Origin of the sequence: Rhodococcus ruber NBRC 15591, from assembly GCF_001894945.1 — a bacterium.
Lineage (GTDB): Bacteria > Actinomycetota > Actinomycetes > Mycobacteriales > Mycobacteriaceae > Rhodococcus > Rhodococcus ruber.
The window spans coordinates 142,906-160,854 of the sequence record NZ_BCXE01000002.1; the positions used below are offsets into that span (position 1 = coordinate 142,906).

Genomic DNA, 17,949 nt, shown 5'->3' on the forward strand with positions numbered 1-17,949 from the left:
TTCTCACAGATCCAGCACGAGTTCGGCAGAGCGGCACCGGGACACGCACGGAAACATCGTCGATCCGGCGGCGTGCTCGGACTCGGTGAGCAGGAAGTCGCGGTGGTCCACGTCGCCTTTGATCACCCCGACTTCGCACGTCCCGCAGATACCTTCGGTGCACGAGTTCGGCACGGGCACACCGGCGGCGGTGAGGGCGTCGAGCACCGACACGGTCGGCGGCACCGGGATGCGCCGGCCGGTGCTCTCGACGATCACGTCGAAGGCGGTGTCCTCCCCCGTGCACGGCGCCGGTTCCGGGGCCGCGAACCGCTCGGTGCGGACCTGACCGGGGTCCGGGACCGCGGCGGTGACCGCATCGATGAGCGGTGCCGGTCCGCAGCAGTAGACGACGGCGGTCGGGGCGAGACCCGACAGCGTCCCCGCGAGGTCCGGCAGACCACCGGCCTCGTCGTCGGCGTGGACGGTCACCTGCCCGGCGGGTCCGGCGGCGATCTCGTCGACGAACGCCATCGCCGCCCGGGAGCGTCCGGCGTAGAGCAGGCGCCACGGCCGTCCCTCGGCCCGCAGCCGCCGCATCATCGCGACGATCGGGGTGATGCCGATACCGCCGGCCACGAGGACGTGTTCGGTCGCGGCGTCGTCGAGGGCGAAGGCGCTGCGCGGTCCGTCGACGTCGATCTCCGCGCCGATCTGCAACGATTCGTGCACGTAGGCGCTGCCGCCGCGGGAACGCTCGGCGCGCAGCACCGCGACCGTCCAGCGCGTGGTGTCCTGCGGATCCGAGCACAGCGAGTACTCGCGCACCACCCCGTTCGGCAGGTGCAGGGCGAGATGCGCACCCGGCTGCCACTGCGGCAACGCGGCGCCGGTCGGATCGACGAACGTCACGCTGGTGACTCCGTCTGCCTCCCAAGTTTTCTGGTGGACGCGGAGGCGACGTCGGACGGACTGCTCCATCGGGGATCTCCCTGTCGGCGGGTCTTCTCGGTGGCGTCAGCGGGTGACGCCGTACATCTCCGAGCTCGGCGGGTAGGTGGGCAGCTGCGGCTTGGCGGCGCCGATGATCACGCAGAACAGCGCGTCGGTGTCGCCGACGTTCGCGAGGCTGCGCGGCACTCCGGCGGGCACGCGGATCATGTCGCGGTAACCGAGCCGGCGGACGGCCTTGCGGGTGCCGTCCTCGACGTCGTGGACCGCGACCTCGAGCTCGCCCTCGAGCACGAAGAACACCTCTTCGACGTCGTGGTGGGTGTGCTCGGGCCCGACCGCGCCGGCGGGCAGCCGCATGTTGGACAGGGTGAAGTGCTCGGCGGGCAGCGTGCGGGCGTCGCCCTCGTGGTTGCCGGTGGCACCGGACCCGATGTAGCGGATCTGGGCGCGCTTGAAGCGGTCTCCGCCCTTGGCGGCCTGGAAGCCGAGGGTGTCCCAGTCCTCGTAGCGGCTGTCACGGCCTGCGATGCAGGAGTCGATGAGGGTTTCGAGATCGGTCTTCTCGGGTGCGGCCATGTCGGTGGTCCTTTCGTGCGGTGGGTGGTTCAGGCGCGGTACGCGACGGCTTCGATCTCGACGGTGGCGCCGTAGGGCAGGGCGGCGACCTCGACGAACGAGCGGGCTGGGCGGGGAGCGGCGAAGATCTTCTCGTAGTGGCGGTTCGCCTGGTCGCGGAGCGTCACGTCGGTCACGAAGTACGTCGTCTTGACGACGTCGGACAGGGTCATGCCGATGGTCGCCAGGCGCTCGCCGAGGCGGGCGATCGCGGCGTCGAGGGCGGCGGTCGTGCCGTCGACGGCGATGCCGTGTTCGTCGACCGACAGGGCGCCGGAGACGAACCCGAAGCCGGCGGCGGCGTAGGCGGGACTGTACGGGTGAGCGGTGCGGTCGTGGGTCGCGGTCGTCGAATCGGTCACCGGGAGGGGTCCTTTCGGGTTTCTGTCGGGTCGGGGGTGGCCCAGGCGATCGGTTCGCCGGACAGGTCGAGGTAGATGCTCTTCTGGTCGCAGTACTGACGGATGCCCTCGCGTCCCTTCTCGGTGCCGAGACCGCTGTCGCCGAGACCGGTGAAGGGAGTCGAGATGCTGAACTGCTTGTAGGTGTTGATCCAGACGGTGCCCGCCTTCACCGCGCCGGCCACGCGCCACGCCCGTCGGTAGTCCGCGGTCCAGATGCCGCAGGCCAGCCCGTACACCGAGTCGTTCGCCTGCGCGATCAGGTCCTCCTCGTCGTCGAAAGGCAGCACGACGGCCACCGGGCCGAAGACCTCCTCGCGGCAGATCGTCGCGGCGTTGTCGACCCCGGTGAGCACCGTGGGCGGGTAGTACGCACCGCAGGTGAGCCGTTCGTCGGTCGGGATCGCGCCCCCGCACAGCACCCGGGCCCCGTCGGCGACGGCGTCGTCGACCATGGCGGCCACCCGATCCCGGTGGGCGAAGGTGACCAGCGGGGCCACCCGGGTGCGCGGGTCGGTGCCGGGTCCGAGGCGCAGCGCCGCTGCGCGCCGGACGAGTTCGGCGGTGAAGGTCTCGGCGATGCTGCGGTGCACGAAGATCCGTGAGCCGGCGATGCAGCTCTGCCCGGCCGAGGAGAAGATGCCGTAGAGCACGCCGGCGAGGGCCTGTTCGGGGTCGGCGTCCTCGAACACGATCGTCGGGGACTTGCCGCCGAGTTCGAGCGTGATCGGCATGAGCTTGTCGGCGGCCAGGTGCGCGAGGTGGCGACCGGTGTCGGTGCCGCCGGTGAAACTGACCTTGGCGACATCGGGATGCCGGACCAGCGCCTCGCCGACCGTGCGCCCCGAACCTGGCAGGACCGAGAGGACGCCGGCGGGCAGACCGGCCGACTCGCAGATGCGGGCGAGGAGCAGGGTCACCCACGGGGCCCACACCGGCGGCTTGCTCACGACGGCGTTGCCGGCGGCGAGCGCGGGGGCGATCTTCTGTGCGTCGGACGCGATCGGGGAGTTCCACGGCGTGATCGCGGCGACGACACCCATCGGCTGGTACGTCGACATGGTCAGCCACGGCCCCCGGGGCGTGGTCACGGCCGAGTCCATCGTCTCGAGGGCGGCCGCCGTGTAGCGAAAGGTGTTGGCGGCGCTGGCAACCAGTGCCCGGGTCTCGGCCAGGGTCTTGCCCGTGTCGAGGGTCTGCAACCGGGCGACGCGATCGGCCTCGTCGTCGAGGGCGTTGCCGATGCGGTGCAGCACCCGGGCCCGTTCGTGCGGGAGCAGCGACGACCATCCGCCGTGCGCGGCCCGCAGTCCCTCGGTGACAGCCCGGTCGACGTCGTCGACGGTCGCCGTGTGCAAGCCGGCGAAGACCCGTCCCGTCGCGGGGTCGACGGAGTCGAGGCGCTCTCCGAGGCCTCGTCGCCAGCGGCCGGCGACGAGGATCTCGTCGACCGTGTCGACGGACTCGGCGTGCTCGGCGGTTCCCGCCTGGAGGGGGGACGCGTACGCAATGGGCATGAGGGAGGTCCGTTCGGTGGGAGGGACGCGGACCACGGTGCTCGCGGTGGGTGGTGCGCGCCGAATCGATATCTTTGCACTAAGAGATTTGTAGCGTCTTAGCGCAAAGAGGTCAAGGCTCGAACGCCCAGATCAGCCGGTCGTTACGCCGCATTCACGGCCTCGAAACGAAGGAGACGCAGGTCACAGCGGTGTGGCGGGCGTCATAGCCCTTCTCGAAATTTTTTGTCGGCCGGACCGTCAGACCCGACGATCGGCACCCGAATCGGCAGGAGCATCGAACTCGGCCGCGCGGGCAGAGCGCTCCAGACGGGCGAGCAGACGCGCCAGCGTCTCGCGCTCGCTCGCGTCGAGGTCGCCGAGCATCGCGCGCAGTTTGGCGAAGTGCGCGTCGGCCACCGAGTCGACGAGCGCGGCGCCGGCAGAGGTGAGCTCGACGTACACGACGCGGGCGTCCTGGCTGTCCTTCGATCGGGTCACCAGGCCCGCCTCCTCGAGCCGGTTCACCCGCAGCGACAGCCCACCGGTGGTGACCAGCGTCTGCTCGGCGAGCTCCCCCGCGGTGAGCCGATGATGGGGCACTGCGCGGCGCAGGCAGGCGAGGACGTCGAATCCCGAATCGTTGATCCCGTGCTCCTCGAAGGTGGGCGCGATCCGGGCCTTGTAGACGAGGAAGCTCCGATGCAGACGCCCGAAGACCTTCAGCCCCGAGACGTCGAGTTCGGGACGGGCCACCGCCCAGTGCGCGACGATGGCGTCCACGGCGTCGCGTTCTCCAGGCTCTCCCACAATGCCGGGAGTCTACCCGCGGCGCGGCCGGTGAACGCGCGCTGCGGAACCGGTCAGCGCCACCGCCCCAGCAGCTCGCCCGCCCGCTCGGCCAGGGTGGCCTGCAGCAACGGCCCGAAGCTGATCCGGCCGACGCCGAGAGCAGCGAACGACGCGAGCTCGTTCTTCGCCGGGTGGGCGATCGCATTGACCGGCAACGGCAGTTCCGACGTCAGGCGCCGCTGTGTCTCGTCGCTGTGGAAGCCGACCGGATAGAGCACATCGGCGCCTGCGTCGGCGGCCAGCTTCAGACGGTCGATCGCCCGGTCCACCCGGTCCGACTCGGCCCCGACCTTCTTGACGAACAGATCGGTGCGGGCATTGACCACCAGGTGCACCCCCGCGGCGTCGGCGGCGGCACGCAACCCGGCCACGTACTCGGCGTGCTCGGCCGGCTCGCGCAGCCGGCCGCCCTCACTGTGCACGGTGTCCTCGATGTTCAACCCGACAGCACCCGCACCCAGCAGCCCCTCGACGATGCGAGCAGGGACCTCACCGTAGCCGGCCTCCACGTCCACCGAGATCGGGACGTCGACCGCCGCAGTGACCTGCCGGACCCGGGTCAGCAGCTCCTCGAACGTCATCCCCTCGTTGTCCGGCTTGCCGACCGAGTCGGCGACCGGATGACTGCCCATCGTCAACGCGGAAAAACCGGCCTGCACGGCCAGATTCGCCGACCAGGCGTCCCACACGGTCGGCAGCACCACCGGGTCACCCGGGACGTGCAGGGACTTCAGCGCTACGGCCTGCTCGGCGAGAGTCGTCATGCCGCATCCAACCACACCCGTCCGCCGCCGTTCCGGCGAACGGACCACTCCCGGGCGCGAGACGACCGGGCCCCGTGCCGTTCGTGGTGAACGGCACGGGGCCCGGTGTCTCGTCGAGTCGTCCTACCGGACGCTGACCTTCTCGGGTTCCGGCTTCTTCTCGGCAGCGCGGTCCGCCCGGGGCGGTACAGCGGAGACGGTCATGTCGTCGGGGACGTCCGCGTCGAGCCTCACCGCTTCCTGCGCGTAGTGGAAGTGGGGGCGACGGTGACCGAGGAAGGATCCGAACCACGACATCACTGCGACGTAGCGGTTGCGGAAGCCCACCATGTAGACCAGGTGCACGGCCAGCCACAGCACCCAGGCGACGAAGCCGCTCAGCTCGATCTTTCCGACGCGGGTGATCGCGCGGAAGCGGTTGATGATGGCCATGCTGCCCTTGTCCCGGTACTTGAACGGGGTGCCCTTGCCCTGCTTGCCGAGGATCGTGCGGGCGACGTGGCGGCCGCCCTGCATCGCGACGGGCGACTGCCCCGGCAGATTGTTCAGCGACGTCATGTCGCCGATGGCGTACACGTCGGCGTAGCCGCCCACGGTGAGATCCGGGTTGACCAGCAGCCGGCCCGCGCGGTCGGTGGCGCAGCCGGTGCGCTCGGCGAGGACGCCGGCGAAGTCGTTGGCACGCACCCCGGCCGACCAGATGATGGTCTCGGCGGTGATCCGGCGCTCCTCGTCGTTCTTCGCCTTCAGGGTGGCACCGTGCTCGTCGATGTCGGTGACGAACGTGTCGAGCACGACGTCGACGCCCGACTTCTGCAGCGACTGCTTGGTGTACTCGCTGAGCTTGCCACCGAAGGCCGGGAGGGCCTCGCCCGCGCCCTCGACGAGGGTGACGGACACGTCGTCGGCGCTGATGTCGTGGAACGACTGCTCGAAGTAGCGGCCCGCGAGTTCCTTGATCTGGCCGGCGAGCTCGACGCCCGTCGCGCCGGCACCGATGACCACGAAGCTCAGCAGGTTGCGGCGGCGCTCCGGGTCGGTGGTGGTGTGCGCCTCCTCGAAGCACCGCAGGATCTGCCGGCGGAGCCGCTCGGCGTCCTCCACGGTCTTGAGGGCGTAGGTGACCTTCTCGAACTCGTCGCGGCCGAAGTACGCCTGCCGGGCGCCCGTCGCTGCGACGAGCGACCGGTAGCCGACCGTGTGCACGGTGCCACCGGCGACGTAGTCGACCTCGTGCTCGTCGGGCCGTACGTCGACGACGCGGCCGAGCCGCACGTCCGCGTTCGGGTACTTCGCGAGAATGGAGCGGATCGACGGAGCGATCTCCCCGGCCGAGAGGACACCGGTGGCGACCTGGTACAGCAGGGGCTGGAAGAGATGTTCGGTGGTCTCGGAGATCAGGACGAACGGCGTCCCGGCCTTGGCGAGCTTCTTCGCCGTCGCCAGCGCGCCGAAGCCCGAACCGACGACGACGACCTCGGTCCGGTCGGTCACTGCTGTGCTACTCACGATTACCTCTACCTCCACACTGAAGTCGATGTATGACACCCACCGTATGGACGGGGGGCCGTCGAGGCCACCAACCTGCCGAATTCGGGGAGCTCTTATCTCGATCGCTCATAAGTAGGATGGGGGTATGGATTTCCGGCAGCTGCGGTACTTCCTCGCCGTCAGCGAGGAGCTGAGCTTCAGCAAGGCCGCCCAGAAGTGCTTCATCTCCCAGTCCGCGATCAGCCATCAGATCACTCGGCTCGAGAAGGAACTCGGTGCGTCGCTGTTCGAGCGGTCGACGCGGATGGTGCGGCTGACCCCGGCCGGCTCGCGCCTGGTCCCCATCGCCCAGCAGGTGCTGAGCCTCGAAGCGCAGGCGTTCTCGGTGGCGCGCGAGCCGCGCAACCGCATCCGGATCGCCGCGAACATGACCTTCGCATCCCAGAGCCTCGACGCCATCGCGCATGTCCGGGAGCAGTACCCGGCGGTCGACATCGAGTTCGTCATCAAGAGCTTCGCCGACCGGATCGACGCCGTCGCCGGCGGCGACGCCGACATCGCCCTGATCCGGGGCGGCGTCGACCGCCCCGGACTCGAGACCGTGGACCTGGGCATCGAGGATCTGGTCATCGTCACGTCGAGCCGGCACCCGCTCTCCGCGTTCTCCACCGTCGACCTCGGCGATCTCGCGCCCTACCCGCTGCTCCTGCCGCCCCGGCACAGCCAGGTGCTCATCCACACGGTGATCGAGGACGCCTTCCGGGCGGTGGGACGCCGGGTGCAGCTCGGGCCGTCGATCGCGAGCGACCACACCGCCACCCTCGACGTCATCACCAATCCGCGGGCGTGGACGGTTCTGTACCCGAGCACCGCCGCGGAGACCCCCCGGACCGGCCTGGCCTACATGCGCGAGGCGCGCAACCGGCTCAGCATCCCCGTGTGCGGGGTACTCCGCAACGACGCGCCCCGATCGGCGGCCATGTCGAGCCTGATCCTCGCGCTGCACCAGTCGATGACCAGCCGGACACCACCGGGACCGGAGAGCTGAACACCGCCGCGCGGTCGTCGCAATGCGTACCGATCCGGTGCCGTTTCGTGGAAGGATGGCCCGAGCCGGCGGCGGACCCACGCGGTGAGGAGCGATCATGCAGCGAACCGAGACCTCGTTCACCAGTGCCGACGGCACCCGCGTCGTGTACGACGTGTGGTCGCCCGACGGCGACCCCGCGGGCGTGCTGGTGCTCTGCCACGGCTTCGGTGAGCACGCCCGCCGGTACGACCACGTGGTCGAGCGCCTCGGCGAGCTGGGTCTCGTCGTCTACGCCCTCGACCACCGCGGGCACGGCCGCTCGGGCGGCCGACGAGTGTTCGTGCGGGACATGGACCAGTTCACCGGCGACGTGCATCGCCTGGTCGGCATCGCCGCGTTCGATCAGCCCGGCCTGCCGCGGGTCCTGCTGGGCCATTCGATGGGCGGAGCCATCGCCCTGGCCTATGCGCTCGAGCACCCCGACGAGCTCACGGCCCTCGCACTGTCCGGTCCCGCCGTCGACGTCACCTCCGGCACGCCGCGGCCCGTCGTCGCACTCGGCAAGGTGATCGGGCGCGTCCTACCGCAGCTGCCGGTGCAGAAGCTCGACTCGGCGGGCATCTCGCGCGACCCCGACGTCGTCGCCGCGTACGAAGCCGATCCGCTCGTGCACCACGGTCTCGTACCCGCCGGCATCGCCCGCGCACTGGTCACCACGGGAGAGAGCCTGCCGGCCCGGCTCCCCGCGCTGGATCTGCCGATCCTGCTGCAGCACGGCACCGAGGACCGGCTCACCGCGCCGTCCGGCAGCCGGCTCGTCGCCGACCTGGTCGGGTCGCAGGACGTGACGCTCAAGTTGTACGAGGGCCTCTACCACGAGGTGTTCAACGAGCCGGAGAAGAAGCAGGTACTCGACGACCTGGTGGAATGGCTCCGACCGAGGCTCGGCTGAGGTGACAGCCGCTCCGTCCGCGCGCATGCCGGCCGCGTTCGTCGGCCACGGCAGCCCGATGAACGCGCTCGAGTCGAATCGCTACACCAGGGCGTGGCGGGCGTTCGGTTCCGCGGTGCCGACGCCCCGGGCGATACTCGCGATCTCGGCGCACTGGTACATCAACGCCACCGCGGTGACCGCGATGCCGAACCCGCGCACCATCCACGACTTCTACGGATTCCCGCAGGAGCTGTTCGACGTCGACTACCCCGCGGCCGGGCTGCCGGAGCTGGCCGAGGAGATCGCCGACGTCGTCCATCCGACGTGGGTGGGTGCGGACGTCGACTCGTGGGGTGTCGACCACGGTACCTGGTCGGTGCTCACCCACGCCTTCCCCGAGGCGGACGTGCCGGTGGTGCAGTTGAGCCTGAACGCCTACCGCGACTTCGACTACCACCTCGAGCTCGGCGCGAAGCTCGCCCCACTGCGCGACCGCGGCGTGCTGATCGTCGGCAGCGGGAACATCGTGCACAACCTGGCCGGCATGGATCGTCGCCGCCCGGACGAGGGGTTCGACTGGGCGCACCGGTTCGACGCCGCCGCGCGGGTCATGGTCATGGACCGCCCCGAGGGAGTCGCAGCCCTCGACGGGCACGCGGACTTCGACCACGCGGTTCCCACCCCGGACCACTTCCTGCCGCTGCTGTACTTCGCGGGCCTGGCGGGCGTGGGCGAGGACCTCGTCGAACCGCTGATCGACGGCTTCGCGTACGGGTCGCTGTCGATGAGCGCCTACACCCTCGGTCTCACGTGCGCGGCCGGTGACGACGGTCCCCCGTCCGCTGGGTTCCCCACAACCCCGGACCCGGTGAACACCAATGCGTGATTGTGGTTGTGGTTGTGGATGTGGCCGAATGTCACATCGCGTCGATGCAGTCGACCGAATGTGACATTCGGCCACCCAGGGGTCGGCCACCCAGGGGGTCGGCCACCCAGGGGGTCGGCCACCCAGGATCACGCCGTGTGGCGACGCTCCTCCGCAACGACGGTGCGCCGCGCGAAGTCGATGCTGTGCTGCAGCAGTGTCCGCGCCTCGGGCAGCACCTGCCCGATGACGGGGAAGGCGTGCACCTGACCGGCCCACAGGTGCGTCTCGACCGTCGTGCCCACCTCGTCGAACGCCTCGGTCATGATCTCGACGTCGGGGCGGGTGATCTCGTATTCGGCGACGGAGAAGAACGCGGGCGGGAACAGTGCCGGATCGGCGCGGACCGGGGACTGGGCGCCTTCGATGTGATCGGGGCCGGCGAGCCAGCGGTCGCGCAGCTTCTCCACCTGCCGCATCGGCAGGTACGCGTCGCGCTTCATGAAGTCGGGATCGTGCTCCTCGAGGTCGAGGTTGAGCAGCGGCGAGTAGCCGATCACCGCGGCCGGCCGGATCATGCCGCGCAGCGCGGCGATCTCGGCGACCTTCATCGCCAGGTAACCCCCGGCCGAGTCGCCGGCGACGACGATGCGCGTGGGGTCCTCGGCCGTCTCGAGCAGCCCGGTGTACGCGGCCATCGCGTCGATGACGGACGTCCCGATCGAACCGACAGGTAGCTGCCGGTAGGCGACGGAGTACACCGGCACCCCCGATTCGGTGGCGAGCAGCGAACACACCGTGCGGTGCGTGGCGAGCCCGCAGAAGACGAAAGCGCCACCGTGGAAGTAGAGGATCGTCGCGCCGGCGAGGGAGTCCGCGGCGGGACGCGGCGGTTCGATGCGTTCACTGGGCACCCCGCCGAGGGTGAGGGGATCGATGTCGACGTTGCGCGGGCGGGGCAGCATCTTGTCCACGCGACGGTCGAGCCGGCTGAGGGCCTCGATCCCGCGGTCGGTGGCCGGCCAGTAGGCGAACAGCGGCTTGACGAAGATCCGCACGAACCAGAAGACGAGGATGGCCCGCAGGCTCACCGTCCAGTGCCAGATCGTCGATCCGTGGGTGCGCATGTACGCCACGATAGGACGGGTCCGGCACCCGGTCGAGGTACTCTCCGTCACACGTATCCGCCGCCTCAGACCTGCAGCAACGGCACCAGGAGCTCCTCGTCGGTCAGCGCACCGTGCTGTCCGGGCAGCTGCGACATGACCAGCTCGCCGTCGGTGCGGATCACCGTGGACTCGCCGAGCCCGATCGCGACGACGTCACCGATGCGCCGGCACGCGGCGGGCGAGGGGTCCGGGCCGAACAGTCCGCCGGCGATCACGTCGTCGCGGGTGCCGACCCACAGGTCGTCCCCGAGTTCGTTGCGCCACCGCTCGAGCACCGCGCCGGGTCGCCGGGTGTGCACGTGCCGGCAGCGGGGTTCGCCCGCGATCACGTCGACGTCCTCCGAGAGGGCGGGGAGGTGGTCGAAGTCGGCGCGCCGGCCCCGGGAGGCGTCGATCATGCCGTGATCGGCGGTGATCAGCAGCCGCGTCCCGGTGGGCAGGGCGGCGACGAGCTGCTCGACGAACCGGTCGACGACGGTCAGCTGCGCGGTCCAGGAGGGGGACTCGGGTCCGTACAGGTGCCCGACCGTGTCGACCTCGCCGAGGTAGCAGTAGACGAGGGTGCGGTCGTCGGCGGTGACGGCGGCGACGACGTGGGCGAGCAGGTCACCGTAGGCGGAGACACCGACGAAGTTGCCGCCGCGCAGCACGGCCCGGGTGAGGCCGCTGCCGTCGAAACTGCGGGGCACGACGGTGGTCACCGTCAGCCCGGCCGCGTCGGCGCGTTCGAACACCGTCGGGTGGGGCTGTATCCATTCGGGGACGAATCGCTCGCGCTGATCGACGGCGGTCCCCGCGAGGGTCCAGCGCAGCCAGTTGAACGGGGCGTCGATCTCCTCGACGTAGGACTGGTAGCCGGTCACGGCGTGAGCGCCGGAGGCCAGGCCGGTGCCGAGCGAGGCGATGCTCACCGCGGTGGTGGTGGGAAATCCGGCGCGGATCGGCCGGCCGTCGAGGCCGGTGAGAAAGGGGGCGGCGGCCGCATTTCGTCGCAGGAGGTTCCACCCCATGCCGTCGACGAGCAGCACGACGGTGCGGGACTGCTCGGGGAGGGCGAGACGGTTGGCCTCACCGGGCACCCCCGCGGACGCGAGGACGGACGGCATCAGATCCGCGAGGGTGGGTTCGGCGTAGACGTCGTGCAGCGGCAGGTCCATTACCCGAGTATGGCCTGCCGGGCGTCACTGGTCCTTGATGTCGGACCCGTGCTTGGTCAGCGGCATGATCTCGATGTTCATGTACGGGAACAGCGGCAGGTTCCACAGGATCTCGTGGAGTTCGTCGGCGGAGTCGACGTCGAAGATGCTGATGTTGCTGTACTTGCCGACGATGCGCCAGATCTCCCGCCACTTGCCCTCGCGCTGCAGTTCCTGGCTGTACGCCTTCTCCCGCGCGACGGTCTCGGCGCGCACCTCGGGGTCGAGGTCGCGGGGGATGTCGACGTCCATGCGAACGTGGAACAGTGCCATGGTCGGTACTCCTTTCGGGCCGTGCGCGGTTCCGGTAGCGGGTGCTACCGGAACCGCGCACGGGGGGTGGTCAGTCGCGGGCGAGGTGCTTGACGACGTCCATGTCGAGTTCGACGCCGAGGCCGGGTCCCTGGGGCAGGTGCACCTGACCCTCGGAGTAGTCCAGCGGGGTCTGCAGGAGTTCGACGGCGAACAGCTGCGGCCCGAACAGTTCGGTGCCGTAGTTGATTCCCGGCTCGGCGCAGGCGAAGTGGACGGATGCCGCGGTGCCGATGGGTCCTTCGATCGAAGTGGCGCCGTGGCAGCGGATTCCGGCAGCCTTCGCGACCGCCACGACCTCCTTGCTGCGCTGCAGACCACCGCACTTGGTGGTCTTGAGGGCGATGACGTCGGCGGCCCCGAGCTTGGCGATCTCGAGGGCGTCGTGCGGGGTCTGCACGGACTCGTCGGCCATCACCGGGGCGGACACGAGCCGGTTGATCTCGGCGAGCACTTCACGCTGCTCGCCGGGGGTGGGCTGCTCGATGAGCTCGACACCGCCGTCGACGAGTTGCGGAACGTATCGCAGCGCGGTGAACCGGTCCCAGCGGGCGTTGACGTCGATGCTCACGCCGGCCTTGCCCTCGAGGGCCTGAGCGATCGTGACGACGCGTTCGGTGTCGACCTTCGGGTCGAGCGCGCCCATCTTGAGCTTGAACGCGAAGTTCAGCCGTGCCGCCATCTTCTCCTCGACCTCCTCGAGGATTTCTTCGACCGGTGCCGCACCGAGCGCCCACCGCACGTCGACGCCGGTGCGGAAGGCGCCACCGAGCAGGGTGTGCACCCCGACGCCGAGGGCGCGGGCCCACGCGTCGTGCAGGGCGACATCGACGGCCGCCTTGGCGAAACGGGCGCCGGAGACGACGCGTTCGATGTCGACCATGATGCCGCTGATCTCGTCGACGCCGCGGCCGGTGATGTAGGGGGCGATGTAGCGGTCGACGATCGCCTTCATGGTCTCGACGGATTCGCCGCCCCACCACGGACCGCCGGGGACGACGCCCTCTCCGTGGCCGGTGACCCCGCCCGCGGTGGTGATCGCCACGAGCAGGATGGGTTGCTTCTCGGCGGTGGTGGTGGCGAACTTGTGGGGACGCACGAGCGGTACGTCGACGATCGTCGTATCGATCGAGACGATCTTCAGGTCGGGGTCGGACATCGAACAGCTCACAATCGGATTTCGGCGGTGATGCGGGCAACAGCCGGGCCTCCGCGACGACGAATGCCGGTGCCCTTGGCGGACACCGGCATTCGTCACCACTCGTGGACCCGGTTCACAGGAGTGCTCAGGCCTCGGGGTCGAGCGCGAAGTTGTAGGTCACCTCGTCGACGCCGTCGGCGTTCGGCTGCGGGTCCAGGATCAGCTCGGGCTTGGTCGCGGTCGCGACGTCGTCCTCGACCCACTCGCCGCCCTGGAAGTAGAGCTGGGTGGTGATGGCGCGCTTGCCCGGCGCCTTCACCATGAGGTGCAGGTGGGCGGGACGCCACGGGTGGCCGCCGTAGGAGTCGATGAACCAGCCGGTCGGGCCGTCGGCCGGGATCTTGTAGGGCGCGGGCTTGAGCGTGGTGATCTCGAAGTTGCCCTCGTCGTCGCACTCGATGGTGCCGCGCAGGTTCCACTCGGGGATGCCGGGGGCGAACTGCGAGTAGTAGCCCTCCTCGTCGGCGTGCCACAGCTCGACGGTGGCGCCCTGCAGGCCCTTGCCCTCGAGGTCGGTGACCTGGCCCTTGAAGATCAGCGCCTCGGCGGCCTTGTCCTGCTCGCGCATCGGCATGGTGCACTTGGCCGGCAGCTTCGGCGAGTCCGGCACGTAGTAGGGGCCCTCGATGCTGCCCTTGGTGCCGGAGAAGTGCTTGCGGTTGTAGTGCACTTCCTCGATCTCGTGCTCGACGAAGACGTCCAGCCACAGCGGCCACTCGCCGTACTCGCCGACGTCGATCATCCACTGCTTGAGCACCCGGTACTCGTCGTAGGTGACCTGGTGCTTGTGGATGATCTCGGCGAACGCACCGAGCACGTCCTTGTAGATGGCAGCGGCGCGCTCGACCGACGTGTCCGACGAGACCCGCTCGCTCTTGAACTTGTCGGTGGCGGCGTTGCCCGAGGCGTGGGCGGTGGGGTTTTCGGTGGTGGTCATGTGTCCTCCTCGGCGAGGCTCGAACGGTGGTCGCGAAAGCTGTGGGTGGTGATCGCGGGGCTGGCGCTCTCGCCACTCGGGTTGTACGCTGTGCGTACTTCCGTATCGCAGTGCGTACACACACTGTGCGTCCAGTCACAGGTGATTGTCAACACCCGGGCGCCCGGATTGCCCGAAACCGCAGGTAGGAGACCACAATGCCTAGTCAGGACCGGGATTTCGTCCAGAGCATCGAACGGGGCTTCGCGGTGCTGCTCGCGTTCGACGAGCGGCATCCCACCCCGTCCCTCGCCGAACTGGCAGCGAAGACCGACCTGTCCCGCCCTGCGGTGCGCCGCATCCTGCTCACCCTGCAGAAGCTCGGCTACGTGACCAGCACCGGCAGCCGCTGGTCGCTGACCCCGCGCGTGCTCAGCATCGGCCAGCACTACTCCGCCTCCCACGCCCTGGTCGAGGCGGCCATGCCGCGACTGGTGGAGATCGCCGAGTACACCGGCGAATCCGCCTCCCTCGGGGTGCTCGACGGCGCGGAGGTCGTCTACGCCGCCCGCGTCCCCGTGCGCCGCATCATGAGCATCAACGTCTCGGTCGGCACCCGGGTCCCGGCGTACGCCACGTCGATGGGCCGGGCGCTGCTGGCGTGGGCACCCGAGGAACTCGTCGAGCAGGTCGTCGCCGCGACCCGCTTCGAGAAGCTCGCCACCGCCACCGTGCGCAACGCCGACGAATTGCGCGCCGAGCTCGCGCGCGTGCGTGCCCAGGGCTACGCGCTCACCTCCGCCGAGCTCGAGGAGGGGCTGATCTCGGCCGCGGCGCCGGTCCGGGACGCGACCGGCACCGTGGTCGGCGTGCTCGCCTGCTCGACATCGACGGCCCGGCACACACCCGGGGAGTTCCGCGAGCTCGCCGCGGAATGCCTGATGAAGTCCGCGCACGCCCTCGGCGCCGACCTCGGATACCGCGGATAGGGCGCGTCAACCCCGCAGGGTCGCCGACGGCGCCACCCCGTACTTGCGGCGGTAGGCGGCCGCGAATCGGCCGGTGTGGGTCATCCCCCAGCGCAGGGCCACGTCCGTGACCGACGTCGTCGCCGGGTCGCCGGCCGCGAGTTCCTCGTGGATCCGCTCGAGCCGCAGATCGAGCAGGTAGTCGCGGGGACAGACACCGAGGTACTCGCGGAAGCCCTCCTGCAGCCGGCGCACACTCACACCCGCCAGCTCGGCCATGTCCGCGGTGGTCCACGGCTGCGCCGGGTCCTCGTGGATGCGGTCGAGAACGCGCTTGACGATCCGTGGCCGCGCCGCCGTGCCGGCACCCGCGTTCGGCATCACGGCGAGCACGAATGCCGAGGTCAGCGCCCCGGAAAGCTGGTCGGCGACGAGGGGGTTGCGCCACAGCCCCTCGTCCGCCCGCAGCTGCTCGACCACCGACTGCAGCAGGGCCATCCAGCTCCGCCCCGCCTCGCTCGTCAGGTCCACCTGGTCGGGCAGCCCGAGGTCGGGACGACCGAGGATCCGGTGCATCTCGCGGTCGAGGTAGTCACGGTCGAGCTTGACTCCGACGATCTCGCAGTCCTCGGTCCACCGGGTGATCCGCGCCGCCGTGTCGGGCCGGAACACCGAGGCCTGCCCCTGGGCGGAACTCACTTCCAGTCCCGCCGCCACCGACTCGATGTGGCCGGACAGCGGGATGTTGACCGCGTACGCACCCGGATGATCCGAATCCACCGCGACCTCGGCCCCCCAGCCGATACGCGCGAGCCGCAGCGGACCGAGCTGCAGCGACCGCACGTTGACATGGGGTTCCGAACCTCGTGCGAGCGGGGTCAGGGTGTGCGGGAAATACGCGTCGGACACCACATGCTCGGCCTCGTCCCAGTCGACCGGCTCCGGCGTCGACACCACGTGTGCACCTCCCGTGTGCATTCTCGGGACCTTCGGCCCTGCATCCTCGGGGCATTTCAGCCCGTGTCGTCCGAGGGCTTTCAGCCCGTGTCGTCCGAGGGCTTTCAGCCCGTGTCGTCCGAGGGCTTTCAGCCCGTGTCGTCCGAGGGCTTTCAGCCCGTGTCCGCGAACACTACTACCCAGTGTGATGAGCAACACGTCCCCGGGCAAACAGCGTCGTTCGTCATGACGACCGCGTCGAACGGATAGCGACCGCGCTCAGCGGATCGCGAAGGCCGTCCGACCGCTCCTATGGTCTACATCACATCACGACGGAACGACCGGCAAGGAGCGCCGAAATGGATCAGCGTCGGCTCCGAAACATCTTCGGACAGTTCGCAAGTGGCGTCACCGTGATCACCTGCGCCAACCACGAGGGCACCCCGCACGGCGCAACGGTCACCGCGTTCACCGCGGTCTCCCTCGAGCCCCGCCTGTGCCAGGTCACCCTGACCCGGACGTCCAAGGCGTGCGCCTTCCTCTCCGGCGCGCCGTTCGCAGTGAACATCCTCGCCGCCGACCAGGTCGACACCGCCCTGCACTTCGCCGGCCGGCCGCAGACCCCCGGCCCGGTGTTCGAGGACGGCCCCACCGCACCGGTGCTCACCGGAGCAGCGGCAACCCTGTCCTGCGTTCCGTGGCGCGAGTACGACGGCGGCGACCACGTCATCTACATCGGCGAGATCGTCGACGCGCAGTGCCGCGACACCGAGCCGCTGCTGTTCTACCGCAGCACCTTCCACGAACTCGGCGCACCGAGCGCCTCCGCGGCGTGGAACGGGTCGATGGACGACCCGCACAGCGGCTGGTTCGACGCCCGGACCCGGTTCACCCCGCTGCACGTCGACACCGCCGTCCGCTGACCCCGCATCTTCCATCCCAGTCACGTCCCATTCGCAAGGAGACAGCCATGACCACCCTCGAGTCCCGTCCCGACGAGAACGCGATCGACCGTTCCGAGGTCAACGTCGCCGCCGACGCCCCGGCGAACCGGCAGCAGAACTTCGCCACGCGACCGATGACCGGCGACGAGTACATCGAGTCGATCAAGGACGGCCGCGAGATCTGGCTGCACGGCGAGCGCGTCAAGGACTTCACCAACCACCCGGCGTTCCGCAACTCCATCCGCATGACCGCCCGGCTGTACGACGCGCTGCACACCGGTGAGCACGTCGGCACCCTCACCTGCCCCACCGACACCGGCAACGGCGGGGTGACCATGCCGTTCTTCCGCACCCCGAAGACCTCCGACGACCTGCTGAAAGAGCGCGACGCCATCGCCACCTGGGCGCGGATGACCTACGGCTGGATGGGCCGGTCCCCCGACTACAAGGCGTCCTTCCTCGGCACGCTCAACGCCAACAGCGAGCTCTACGCCCCGTTCCAGGACAACGCCGAGCGCTGGTACCGCGAATCGCAGGAGAAGGTCCTGTACTGGAACCACGCCATCATCAACCCCCCGGTGGATCGTCAGCTCCCGCCCGACCAGGTGGGTGACGTGTTCATGAAGGTCGAGAAGGAAACGGATGCCGGCCTGATCGTCTCCGGCGCGAAGGTCGTCGCCACCGGCTCGGCGATCACCAACTACAACTTCATCGCCCACTACGGCCTGCCGATCAAGAAGAAGGAATTCGCCCTGATCTGCACGGTGCCGATGGACGCGCCGGGCATCAAGCTCATCTCCCGGGCCTCCTACAGCCAGAACGCCGCCGTCGTCGGCTCGCCGTTCGACTACCCGCTCTCCTCGCGCATGGACGAGAACGACGCCATCTTCATCTTCGACAAGGTGCTGGTGCCGTGGGAGAACGTC

Annotated in this window: 19 protein-coding genes; 6 read left to right on the top strand and 13 right to left on the bottom strand. The window is 69.6% G+C overall.

Annotated elements, in window-relative coordinates; genetic code table 11:
• Positions 1-3: 3 nt before the first annotated feature.
• The 7 genes from RR3_RS03505 to RR3_RS03535 all read right to left on the bottom strand — a co-directional run bounded on the left by RR3_RS03505 (position 4) and on the right by RR3_RS03535 (position 6,555).
• Positions 4-891, bottom strand: coding sequence for a PDR/VanB family oxidoreductase (locus tag RR3_RS03505; RefSeq protein ID WP_064065621.1), 888 nt, complete (start codon positions 889-891; stop codon positions 4-6).
• 105 nt (positions 892-996) lie between these two features.
• Positions 997-1,509 carry a cupin domain-containing protein gene (locus RR3_RS03510; protein ID WP_017679761.1) on the bottom strand — a complete coding sequence of 171 codons (513 nt, stop codon included), beginning with the start codon at positions 1,507-1,509 and terminating at the stop codon, positions 997-999.
• Between the two features lie 29 nt (positions 1,510-1,538).
• Positions 1,539-1,910, bottom strand: coding sequence for a RidA family protein (locus RR3_RS03515; RefSeq protein ID WP_010595750.1), 372 nt, complete (start codon positions 1,908-1,910; stop codon positions 1,539-1,541).
• The gene (locus RR3_RS03520; protein ID WP_026137544.1) at positions 1,907-3,466 is read right to left on the bottom strand and encodes an aldehyde dehydrogenase; all 1,560 of its coding nucleotides are present in this window, start codon (positions 3,464-3,466) and stop codon (positions 1,907-1,909) included. The genes RR3_RS03515 and RR3_RS03520 overlap by 4 nt, the downstream gene beginning before the upstream one ends.
• A gap of 240 nt (positions 3,467-3,706) precedes the next feature.
• Entirely contained in the window at positions 3,707-4,228 is a 522-nt protein-coding gene (locus RR3_RS03525) for a MarR family winged helix-turn-helix transcriptional regulator (protein WP_017679763.1), read from the bottom strand.
• Between the two features lie 80 nt (positions 4,229-4,308).
• Entirely contained in the window at positions 4,309-5,061 is a 753-nt protein-coding gene (locus RR3_RS03530) for an isocitrate lyase/PEP mutase family protein (RefSeq protein ID WP_017679764.1), read from the bottom strand.
• 123 nt (positions 5,062-5,184) lie between these two features.
• A complete protein-coding gene (locus tag RR3_RS03535) occupies positions 5,185-6,555 on the bottom strand; it encodes an NAD(P)/FAD-dependent oxidoreductase (RefSeq protein WP_017679765.1) in 1,371 nt (456 codons plus the stop codon).
• Between the two features lie 142 nt (positions 6,556-6,697).
• Here RR3_RS03535 and RR3_RS03540 point away from each other — a divergent pair, with 142 nt between their 5' ends.
• The 3 genes from RR3_RS03540 to ygiD all read left to right on the top strand — a co-directional run bounded on the left by RR3_RS03540 (position 6,698) and on the right by ygiD (position 9,402).
• Positions 6,698-7,600, top strand: coding sequence for a LysR family transcriptional regulator (locus RR3_RS03540; RefSeq protein WP_010595755.1), 903 nt, complete (start codon positions 6,698-6,700; stop codon positions 7,598-7,600).
• A gap of 97 nt (positions 7,601-7,697) precedes the next feature.
• Entirely contained in the window at positions 7,698-8,534 is an 837-nt protein-coding gene (locus tag RR3_RS03545; protein ID WP_010595756.1) for an alpha/beta hydrolase, read from the top strand.
• Positions 8,535-8,559: 25 nt separating this feature from the next.
• Complete coding sequence (ygiD, locus tag RR3_RS03550) at positions 8,560-9,402, top strand: 4,5-DOPA-extradiol-dioxygenase (RefSeq protein ID WP_010595757.1); 843 nt, start codon at positions 8,560-8,562, stop codon at positions 9,400-9,402.
• Between the two features lie 128 nt (positions 9,403-9,530).
• Here the strand turns inward: ygiD and RR3_RS03555 are convergent, their stop codons facing one another.
• The 5 genes from RR3_RS03555 to catA form a co-directional block, all read right to left on the bottom strand.
• Positions 9,531-10,508 (bottom strand): alpha/beta hydrolase, encoded by a 978-nt coding sequence (locus RR3_RS03555; RefSeq protein ID WP_064065628.1) that lies wholly within the window; start codon positions 10,506-10,508, stop codon positions 9,531-9,533.
• Between the two features lie 65 nt (positions 10,509-10,573).
• Positions 10,574-11,707, bottom strand: coding sequence for an alkaline phosphatase family protein (locus tag RR3_RS03560; protein WP_064065620.1), 1,134 nt, complete (start codon positions 11,705-11,707; stop codon positions 10,574-10,576).
• A gap of 24 nt (positions 11,708-11,731) precedes the next feature.
• A complete protein-coding gene (gene catC / locus RR3_RS03565; protein ID WP_010595761.1) occupies positions 11,732-12,019 on the bottom strand; it encodes a muconolactone Delta-isomerase in 288 nt (95 codons plus the stop codon).
• Positions 12,020-12,089: 70 nt separating this feature from the next.
• Complete coding sequence (locus tag RR3_RS03570) at positions 12,090-13,217, bottom strand: muconate/chloromuconate family cycloisomerase (RefSeq protein ID WP_040271007.1); 1,128 nt, start codon at positions 13,215-13,217, stop codon at positions 12,090-12,092.
• Between the two features lie 127 nt (positions 13,218-13,344).
• The gene (gene catA, locus RR3_RS03575) at positions 13,345-14,196 is read right to left on the bottom strand and encodes a catechol 1,2-dioxygenase (RefSeq protein ID WP_010595763.1); all 852 of its coding nucleotides are present in this window, start codon (positions 14,194-14,196) and stop codon (positions 13,345-13,347) included.
• 197 nt (positions 14,197-14,393) lie between these two features.
• Here catA and RR3_RS03580 point away from each other — a divergent pair, with 197 nt between their 5' ends.
• On the top strand, positions 14,394-15,164 hold the full coding sequence (locus RR3_RS03580) for an IclR family transcriptional regulator domain-containing protein (protein ID WP_010595764.1): 771 nt from the start codon (positions 14,394-14,396) through the stop codon (positions 15,162-15,164).
• A gap of 6 nt (positions 15,165-15,170) precedes the next feature.
• Here RR3_RS03580 and RR3_RS03585 read toward each other — a convergent pair whose 3' ends face one another.
• Complete coding sequence (locus tag RR3_RS03585; RefSeq protein WP_064065619.1) at positions 15,171-16,121, bottom strand: AraC family transcriptional regulator; 951 nt, start codon at positions 16,119-16,121, stop codon at positions 15,171-15,173.
• 317 nt (positions 16,122-16,438) lie between these two features.
• Between RR3_RS03585 and RR3_RS03595 the strand changes: the two genes are divergently transcribed.
• Together RR3_RS03595 and RR3_RS03600 are read left to right on the top strand one after the other, a co-directional pair.
• Positions 16,439-17,002 carry a flavin reductase family protein gene (locus RR3_RS03595; RefSeq protein WP_010595767.1) on the top strand — a complete coding sequence of 188 codons (564 nt, stop codon included), beginning with the start codon at positions 16,439-16,441 and terminating at the stop codon, positions 17,000-17,002.
• A gap of 47 nt (positions 17,003-17,049) precedes the next feature.
• Positions 17,050-17,949 (top strand): 4-hydroxyphenylacetate 3-hydroxylase N-terminal domain-containing protein (locus tag RR3_RS03600; protein ID WP_304363081.1); only part of this gene is annotated, 900 nt, incomplete at its 3' end.